The sequence below is a fragment of the Paracoccus marcusii genome (genome assembly GCF_006151785.1).
Lineage (GTDB): Bacteria > Pseudomonadota > Alphaproteobacteria > Rhodobacterales > Rhodobacteraceae > Paracoccus > Paracoccus marcusii.
In genome coordinates this window covers 1-8577 of record NZ_VDDD01000136.1, presented here as the reverse complement: position 1 = coordinate 8577, position 8577 = coordinate 1, and the positions used below count along the sequence as shown (strand labels likewise).

At 53.2% G+C, this 8577-nt stretch carries 7 protein-coding genes; 3 read left to right on the top strand and 4 right to left on the bottom strand.

Going from position 1 to position 8577, the window contains the following annotated elements; genetic code table 11:
• Positions 1-456 precede the first annotated feature (456 nt).
• From FHD68_RS15945 to FHD68_RS15935, 3 genes are all read left to right on the top strand, one after another.
• A complete protein-coding gene (locus tag FHD68_RS15945; protein ID WP_139086210.1) occupies positions 457-858 on the top strand; it encodes a hypothetical protein in 402 nt (133 codons plus the stop codon).
• A 140-nt stretch (positions 859-998) separates the two neighbouring features.
• A complete protein-coding gene (locus tag FHD68_RS15940) occupies positions 999-2759 on the top strand; it encodes a calcium-binding protein (RefSeq protein ID WP_167550422.1) in 1761 nt (586 codons plus the stop codon).
• Positions 2760-3454: 695 nt separating this feature from the next.
• Complete coding sequence (locus FHD68_RS15935; protein WP_139086206.1) at positions 3455-4087, top strand: TetR/AcrR family transcriptional regulator; 633 nt, start codon at positions 3455-3457, stop codon at positions 4085-4087.
• A gap of 299 nt (positions 4088-4386) precedes the next feature.
• Here FHD68_RS15935 and FHD68_RS15930 read toward each other — a convergent pair.
• The 4 genes from FHD68_RS15930 to FHD68_RS15915 form a co-directional block, all read right to left on the bottom strand.
• Positions 4387-5144 (bottom strand): IS5 family transposase gene (locus FHD68_RS15930; RefSeq protein ID WP_139086204.1). Its coding sequence is split into 2 segments (ribosomal slippage): positions 4387-4823 and positions 4823-5144, totalling 759 coding nucleotides; the frame shifts between segments, so codons are not numbered across the junction.
• Positions 5145-5619: 475 nt separating this feature from the next.
• On the bottom strand, positions 5620-6384 hold the full coding sequence (locus FHD68_RS15925) for a helix-turn-helix domain-containing protein (RefSeq protein WP_208863793.1): 765 nt from the start codon (positions 6382-6384) through the stop codon (positions 5620-5622).
• A 300-nt stretch (positions 6385-6684) separates the two neighbouring features.
• A complete protein-coding gene (locus FHD68_RS19815; protein ID WP_341872772.1) occupies positions 6685-7218 on the bottom strand; it encodes a hypothetical protein in 534 nt (177 codons plus the stop codon).
• A 133-nt stretch (positions 7219-7351) separates the two neighbouring features.
• Positions 7352-8356, bottom strand: coding sequence for an alpha/beta hydrolase family protein (locus FHD68_RS15915; RefSeq protein ID WP_139086212.1), 1005 nt, complete (start codon positions 8354-8356; stop codon positions 7352-7354).
• Between the last annotated feature and the right edge of the window lie 221 nt (positions 8357-8577).

Below are 8577 nucleotides of genomic sequence, written 5' to 3'. Positions count from 1 at the left end.
CACTGTCCCCAGGCTGTCGAGACCGACGATGCTGCAGCTGTTCTTGCCCAGGTCGATGCCAACGATCACAATGCTCATGGTCCGCTCCTTCCTCCATTGAGCACCGACATCCTACACGGAGATCGGCGGGAGGGGCGGGCCATCCATAAAGGGGGGCAGAGCACCAGCTGCGCGTCAGTCAGCCAAAAAAGGTCGCCCATATCACCACTCCCTTTCCGGGCCGTGAGGCGCGCCGCAGAACGGAAACCAATGCATCCTCACCTTAGTCAACGCCCATATGTAGATTCAGTGGGTCAGGGGGCTATCCGGAAAATGCGGCCTTTCACCGGTCGCAACCGTCTAGTGCAGTGTATAGTCGCATTGAACTTGACAGTTCGTTAACCAATAAGCAGAGTAGAATCACAGTTAATCAACCTAAGAGATGTAACGAGGTCCTTGCAAGGGGGTGGCGGCGCTGTGCTGGTTCCAATGATTGTTGCAGGCATCGTCACCGGGACGTTCGCCGCATTGATGTCTCTCGCTTCAGGCACTGGCTTAATATTTGCCGCCTACATTTATGCCGTAGCTGGAGGGTTTGCCGTTTTAATATCAGCAGTTCTTTTCTCGCTACGATTTATAATTTCGAAAATTTGGTGGAGCTTGAATATTGACTTAAGAGTTAACATTATTATTGCGCACATTGCATCAATTTCAGCATTTATTTTTATATTTATGGTAATATTTGGAATTAGCGGCAATTTTTTTGGATCACTTGCATCTCTAGCAATCGGCGCGCTTGGGATACCTGCATGGCTCTCCTATTCTTTTGATAATTTTGTGGCAAAAGGTGAAGATAGATATGCCGATGATTATCTATAAATTTGAGAAACTCTATTTTCCGATGTAAACGGCGCTAATTGCCGCTGCTCATCTTTAGAATTATATATATAATATCGTTTAACTTGAAGGAGTATAATTTGCCGCTCTCTCATAATCCCGCGGGGCACAAAGGATCAAGTGTGATTGGGACAGATCATGCTGATACCATTCACGGCGGGACTGGGGTCGTCGATATTCGCGGGTGGGCCGGCGATGATTTGCTGTTCGGAGGCGTTCGGGGCGGCTTAATATCTGGAGGCCGCGGTAATGACACTATTTACACGTTTGGTTTTGGGGCGCCGCTTTCACAGCAATTCCAAACTCATGCCTATGGAGATTGGGGCAACGACACCTTCTATCTAGGCATGGCTCGCTACAATTATGACACTTACGCCAACAGGTTTGGGCACCATGTATTTGGTGGCCATGGGGCGGACAGATTCATTTTCTCCAGGGTAGCACAGGGCGACCAGAAAATTACCGGAAGAATTGACGATTTTGATCCGACACAGGACTCGATCTGGATCGGGAATGTCCGGGTGAACCTCAACGATCTTCCCGACAATGTCCGGATTGTCCAGCATCTCGGCCAGCAGTGGATCCTCATCGACAATCGCATTCTTTATGCCCTCGAGGGTGCACGGCACGCCTCTCCGACGATCCAGTCCGACGGGCGAAACTCCGAGTCCTCGGAGGAAAACCATTTTATCTACTGGCCCGAAGAATGGGCAGATGGCGTGCCGGCGTCGGCGGATGTGGTCTATCGGAACCCCGTTAATTTCATTCCGGCGCGCTTCCTGCCGGTCGAGGCACAATATGAGCATCGGTTCAGCCCAAGAGACCACAGCTTCTCTGGCACCGCCCGCAACGACCGTATTGAAGGGTCTCCCGATCATGGACAAAGTCTCTTCGGTCTTGGTGGACATGATTTCATTTTTGGAAATCGGGGAGACGACACGATTCAGGGCGGTGAAGGGAACGACTACATTGATGGGTATCACGGTCATGACCGCATCTTCGGCGGTAGTGGAAATGACTCCATCGATGGCGGGAAAGGTCACGACATAATCGTCGGGGGATTGGGTCACGACGTCATCGCAGGGGGATCGGACAATGACACATTGCACGGGTCCTCCGGCGACGACACAATTTTCGGGGGATCAGAAAACGACCTGATCTTTGGAGATTCCGGGAATGACGCTCTTTATGGTGGCAGCGGTAATGATCGCCTGAATGGCGGTGTTGGCGCCGACATCCTGGATGGCGGCGATGGTCACGATCGACTCTGGGGCGGGGTGGGTAATGATCGGATGCTTGGAAAGTCAGGCAACGACTGGCTTCACGGTGGCGATGGCCATGACCATCTGTATGGCGGATGGGGTAACGATACTGTCTTTGGTCATCACGGCCATGACCTAATCTTTGGCGGTCCAGGAAACGATCGACTGTTTGGCAACTTAGGCAACGACCATCTTTATGGTGATGCCGGTGATGACCATCTGGATGGCGGTTACGGTAACGACATTCTGGTCGGTGGGGTCGGCCGGGATACCATTGCTGGTGGGGCGGGCACAGACAGACTGCATGGCGGCGCAAGTGCCGACAGATTCGTATTTTTTACTCAGAATGACAGCCGTCCAGGCCAGGGGCGGGACGTCATCGTCGATTTCACGCCAGGCGAGGATAAGATAGACGTCTCCAGGCTAGACGCCGATCTGAGCAGAGCAGGTAACCAGGCCTTGATCTTCAACCCCAATGGACCTGCGGAGCATGCTGTTTGGCTGATCCGCGAGGGGCGCGGCATTTCGGTTCGTGCCGACCTTGATGGGGACAGCGTACAGGATTTTGCCGTTTGGTTAGCCGGCGTGCAGCGGATCGTCGCCTCGGACTTTATCCTTTAAGTGCTAAGATGAACGTCTTGCGCATTGACTGCCCCCTAGGGGGGCGACTTCGGTAACGGGGCCTTTCAGTAAAATGGTTTTGCGCACACGCTGTCGGCCGCCATGTGCCAGATTCAGGTTTCGGGTATCTCAGCCATCCTGTTTGAAGCTGTGTTCATGAAGGATCCTTATGATGCATACTGTGGTCCGTGGTCGGCGCCGAAAGGCACTAACGACGTGCTGGCTCATTGCAGTCACGGAGTGCCATCCCATTGGCGTGTTTGGTGCGGGTCAGCGACAGTTTGTAAATTTGGTACGATCGGGATCGCGTCCCAGAGGAGCGTGCTAGGCCTGTGGTCATGCAGGAAACGGTAGATCGCTTGCGTCTCGCATGCGAGAGACCCACTCGTCCCATTTTCTTATCCAAGTATAATAGCTACGGTGCATCATAACATTCGCCGCTCGGCATGGCGCACGAGGTATATTGACGCCGTCGGGCTGGGTGGTCCAGCATGATACGTCACGCTCACCTGTTGGATGCAAAAGGTTTGGAACCCAACTTTACGGTTGTAGCGTTAGTTTGGGTAAGGCGAGCACGACCGCTCTTGATTGTAGGACAGTCCTCTACGTTGTCATTTCGGAATGTCAACAAAAGCAGCCACTATTTTCCCCTAGGCTGAACGACCTTGCGCCATTATGTAAGCTAGGGCATTTATATGCAGTTGAACAAAAAAGTGTCCAAAACACCCAAAGAATTAAACCAAGAAATTAAGATTGATCAAATTCGACATGGATTCGTTAAGGTATTCATGAGGGACGGATACGCAGGTGCGAGTGTCGACGACATTTCAAGAGAGGCAAAGACTTCTAAAGCGACAATGTATAAGTACTTCCCTGACAAGTCTTACATGTTTATTGACATGCTTGAGATAACGATGGCTCAAGCGTTCTCAGGAAAAGCCTTTAAGCGACTTCTCGATGAACCGCCTAAGGTTGTACTAGCTAAAATTCTTTATGATCTTGCGGAGTGGTCAACATCCGAGCCTCGGCCAAGTTTACTTAGGCTGGTGGTATCAGAAGTAGAACGGTTTCCACAAGGGGCTCAGGATTATGCATCTGGAATCGCAAGAAATGTCACCGAGCCCCTGAAATCCATCATCGATAAATGGATCGTCGATGGTGAAATTAGGCACCATAACATTGATGATTCAGCTTTCCAATTGAGTACCCTTGTTATGGCGCAAGCACAGTATCCGATTATGCTAGGATTAGAAAGGTTCGACAATGCGCAGCTTGTCAGGATTTCCAATGAGGCTGCAGAACTATTTCTGTCAAGATACCAAATATAAGGTATGGTCCCGTAGGAGGTTCATTGCAAATTCGGCCACTGCCCATTTTACAGAGCCGGGGAAAGCCGTCACTGGTGACTGGTTAAGCTGAGTCGAAGCGGCCAAGAAAACGATTGAGCTGACCCATACTCTTTTTCCTCTACGATCATGCATTCACAATCAGAGGAGGCTAATTCCTCAATGAACAATTCAATTCAGCTTCGGTTGAGAATGAGTTCATTATCTGACAGCACGAAGAGCCAATAAGGTATAAGATACCGCTCATTGCAGATGGGCATCAGTACTTTTAGGGTCAGGATTCATAACCAGTAGATGACGGTTGCTGCGAGGGCGATTGCCGAGAGGAAGATCTTAGGACATCTGTCGTATCGCGTTGCCACGCGCCTCCAATCCTTGAGCCTGCCGAACATGATCTCGATACGACTTCGCCGCTTGTAGCGACGCTTGTCATATTTGATTGGCATCTTGCGTTGCTTCCGGCCGGGGGTGCAGGCACGTATCCCCTTGTCCTGCAACGCCTCTCTCAGCCAGTCAGCATTATAACCGCGATCGCCGAGCAGCCATTTGACCTTCGGCAGGCCGCTGAGCAGTGCCCGTGCGCCGATATAATCGCTCACTTGTCCGGCGGTGATGAACAGGTCGAGCGGTCGTCCCTGGCTGTCGCAAATGGCGTGCAGTTTGGTGTTCATGCCGCCTTTGGTGCGGCCGATCAGGCGACCACGCCCCCCTTTTTGACGGCCATACTGGTCGCTGTGCGATGTGCCTTCAGGTATGTCGCGTCGATCATCACGGCCTTCTCCTCACCGTGGTTCGCAGCGAGGCTTGCCATCATACGAGCGAAAATGCCCTTTCCGCTCCAACGCCTCCAACGGCAGTAAAGCGTCTTGTGAGGCCCATAGGCGGTGGGTGCATCACGCCAGCGTAAGCCATTGCGGATAATAAAAATAATACCACTGAGAACGCGCCTGTCATCAACGCGTGGCTTGCCATGGGACTTCGGGAAAAAGGGGGCAATGCGTGCCATCTGCGCTTCAGTCAGCCAGAAAAGGTCGCTCATGTCACCGCTCCGTTTCCGGGTTGTGAATCACGCAATGAAGCGGAAATCAATGCATCCTGAACCTAAAGCCGCCCTCTGACCATAGTGCAAGGCGCGGCCTCCAGCATCAAGACAGGTATGCCGGGATTCAGATGCATCGATTGAAACCAGCCTGATGCGTTCGCCCCTAATCTCGATGGTGTCACCGTCGATCACGCTGGCTTGGCCTGAAATGCTGTTTGCAGACACCGGTCCTGCGATGGCGCAGCACGGGCCGAAGGCCGAAAAAAGGCTCCTGCAGAAACGCATCACGGCGCGAAACGGTCTTGTATTACCTCCCGGCCGCAACAGGCTGTTATTCACAGCCACTACAACCGTGCCGCCAAAACTGCGGTTTGATCTAAGGGTGCTGCGTCCGCGTACTGGCCCGGTATATTCTGGCCGGAACCGCCGCAGGGGCGCCTTAACGTCCCGATGCGTGGTGTCATGATTGCCTTCAAGCTAAAGAGAAAGAGGTAGATTGGGATTCAGTCCGCTTGGCGGACTCGCGTAAATCTATGGCCTTGCCCATCAGCGCCAGAGCCTTCGCAAGATCTGAGTCCTCGATTTTGAACACTGCCAATCCGGCAAGATCGAGGGTTTCGACATGATTCGCTTCCATAGCGGCACGGTCCTTGCGCGCTGCTTGGTCATCATCCGGTGCAGCTGGCCGACCAGCCCACCGCCCGAGAAGCGCAAGGGCGCGCTTAGGGGCGGACAAGCGATAGGCATTGCTGACCTGTCGGACCTGCGGCCCCCGGCCATCGTTCGGGGCCGGCTCAAAGCGGCGCAGCCAATCCAGAAAGCCATGATCACGCAGCGCCTTCAGCGCCCGCACAACTGCGTCACGCGACCGGCACAGCTTGTCAGTGATGTAATCAAGGGACGGGTCTAGTCGGCCCGACTTGAAGTTCACCAGATTAGCGAACAGCGCCAAGACCTCCAAAGCGATGCCCCCGAGGGGGCCGTTTCGCTTGCCGGGTTCCTTCCTTGCCCGGTCATACTGTCGGGCGGCCATCAAGACCTTCTGCACGTCTTGGCGTGACGTCCCGCGCCAGAATGATGCCTCGCACGATCCCTTACGGCGCGAATTGCGGCGGATAGGTTTGCGATCTGCTGCACTGTCATCAGTGCGCGTGCCATCGATAACGCTGTTGATGTGTTTAAAAAAACTGCCGCGTTCTGCGGCCTCTCCGGTATTCATCTGCTGCTCCTCGATCAAGAAGCGCGGTGTCCGCAGGCAAGCCGTATCCGTTCGCACAGATGCGCTTTTTGCTCTTGATTTTCGGGGGGTGAGACGATAACTATAGCAGGTGAAATCGGTGCTAATTCAGGTCGCCAAACCTGTGTTATCTATCCCAGACCCCCTCGTGCGGACCCCCGCGCGGGGGTTTTTCTTTTGGGCTGGTGGTTTATCTGGTTCTGCTCGTCCTTCCCTTTGCGGGCATTTTGCCGCACAGCCTACGATAGAGGGGCATGTGCAGCAATTGATTGTGTGTGGTTCGGCGGCTAACGACCAGCATCAGTAAGTCTCCCAGATGACTTCGGAAACTTGTCCATTGTGATCCATGGTCCGCATGGCAATGCCCCGGCGTGTGCTAGTATGTTCGCTTCTCTGGAAACCAGCTCGACTACGGACCCATGACGGGGTGTCCTGCAAACGCACACTGGTCCAATGAAAATCACCACTCTCGTCGTAGAAGCCGCGTTGTGTCGAGTCGAAGACCTCAACGCCACCGCTGTTTCGCTGAGCGCGATAGTTGACGTGATAGACCTCGATGCCGTCGCGATAGCTTCTAATCTCGTCTGTCAGACCATCACGCCCCTCGTTGGGTAGAGGCGGCAGGCCGCTAGCACGCAAAGGGCAATTCCAAAGCTGCAACGGCGGCTCAATGGGCCACGGCGTTACGCGACGGATCATTTCGATCCTGGCTGCTGTGCACTCTGCTGATGCAGGGAAGCCGCCAGCCAGACAAAGAAGAATTGCGCAATCGATCGGGTAGGATTGAGCAGCGACACGGATCGGTGTCACAACGCCCGTCGACACGGCGATCATCACTCCCAACGTGACTTGGCCTAGACGACGCATAACCACTCCCTCAAAGCAACGATCCTATACGATGCCTGTCATCAGTATAAGATCATATAGAGCCTTTGAGAACGCTTTGGCAACGCCTAGAGGTCATTCTTCACCCTGTCAGAAACCGGATCGTGCGAAGACCTGCCGGTAGGATGTAAGGTGGCAGCGAAAACGAATAGTGGCCGCAGTTCAGCTGTAGAGCGTCCACCCTCGCCCCGGCCTGGTTCAACTTGGTGATCAAAGGTTCTGCCAGATGGGGCAGCACCACAGTGTCTCTGGTCGCAACAACAATCAGAAGCTCCAGACTGGGCCGTGCCAACTGCTCTGTATAGTTTTCGAGATTCAGCGGACTCCACACTCTGTTGAGTTGCGTGGTGTCGATCTGGCCCTCCAGGCTGGCGCGAATGTGCTTCGTGGCATCTCCGGTCCAAACCATATCGGCCAGACTACCTGCGGTTAGAAAAAGCCCTGCCTTCCTAACAGCTCGGTCTGTAGCGGCAACAAGGCCAGCGATCCAAGACCCAAGGCTTATGCCCAAGACCGAAATATGCTCATAGCCTTCACGTTCCAGGATGCGTATCAGCTTCCGCCCATCCGATACGGCTTGTTGAACCGACTGTAGTGTCCGGCCCAAATTAGAGCTGATCATATAATCCGCATATGACGATTCCGACCGGGACCGTTCAAAGTGATACGGCATAGCGATCTGGACTACCGTAATTCCCCGCCTCGATAGGAATGCAGCGATCCGCTTATATCTCGATCTCGCATTCCAATGATGAAAAATAATAAGGGCGCGTTTTTTGATTATGCTGTCAGTTACTTTGGCTTGAACACGGTCGTTCTGCGCAACGCCCGTTTTAATGTCAGACTGATACTCGATCCAGCCATCTTTCCATGTATAGTTGAAATCAGACTTCGCGGGTTCTTCAAAAAATGAAGCATCAGCGACAGCTCGCTCAGCCAAACGGATGAAATCAGCAATGCCAATATTTTCATTTTCCGGTATAGGAAACGCAAGATGCGCGTCCAGACTGAACACAGTTTGGCACTTTAAAGCGTTTCCACGCTGCGCCCGTTTATCATCCCAACGATCCAGCCAGCTATGATACATCAACGCGCCTTTCCACATTGCCATACCGGGATCCAAACCATGGATCAAAGAGGCCATAGGCTGCGAGAAGTATGGAAAGACCTAGAATGATTGAAAAGCCATCGAACATCCCGATAGCCGTATAGGCTATGACCAAAGACAGGACACAACCGGCGTTGTTGCAGAAAGTCGGCCTGAGTTGTGAGTGCCCCTTTCCCATTCAGTTTCATGCCACGCGGACG

Bases quoted from the DNA above. Each gene is read 5' to 3' on its own strand.
- FHD68_RS19815 (WP_341872772.1), bottom strand. From the start codon at position 7,218: ATGATCGCCGTGTCGACGGGCGTTGTGACACCGATCCGTGTCGCTGCT.
- FHD68_RS15915 (WP_139086212.1), bottom strand. From the start codon at position 8,356: ATGTATCATAGCTGGCTGGATCGTTGGGATGATAAACGGGCGCAGCGT.
- FHD68_RS15935 (WP_139086206.1), top strand. From the start codon at position 3,455: ATGCAGTTGAACAAAAAAGTGTCCAAAACACCCAAAGAATTAAACCAA.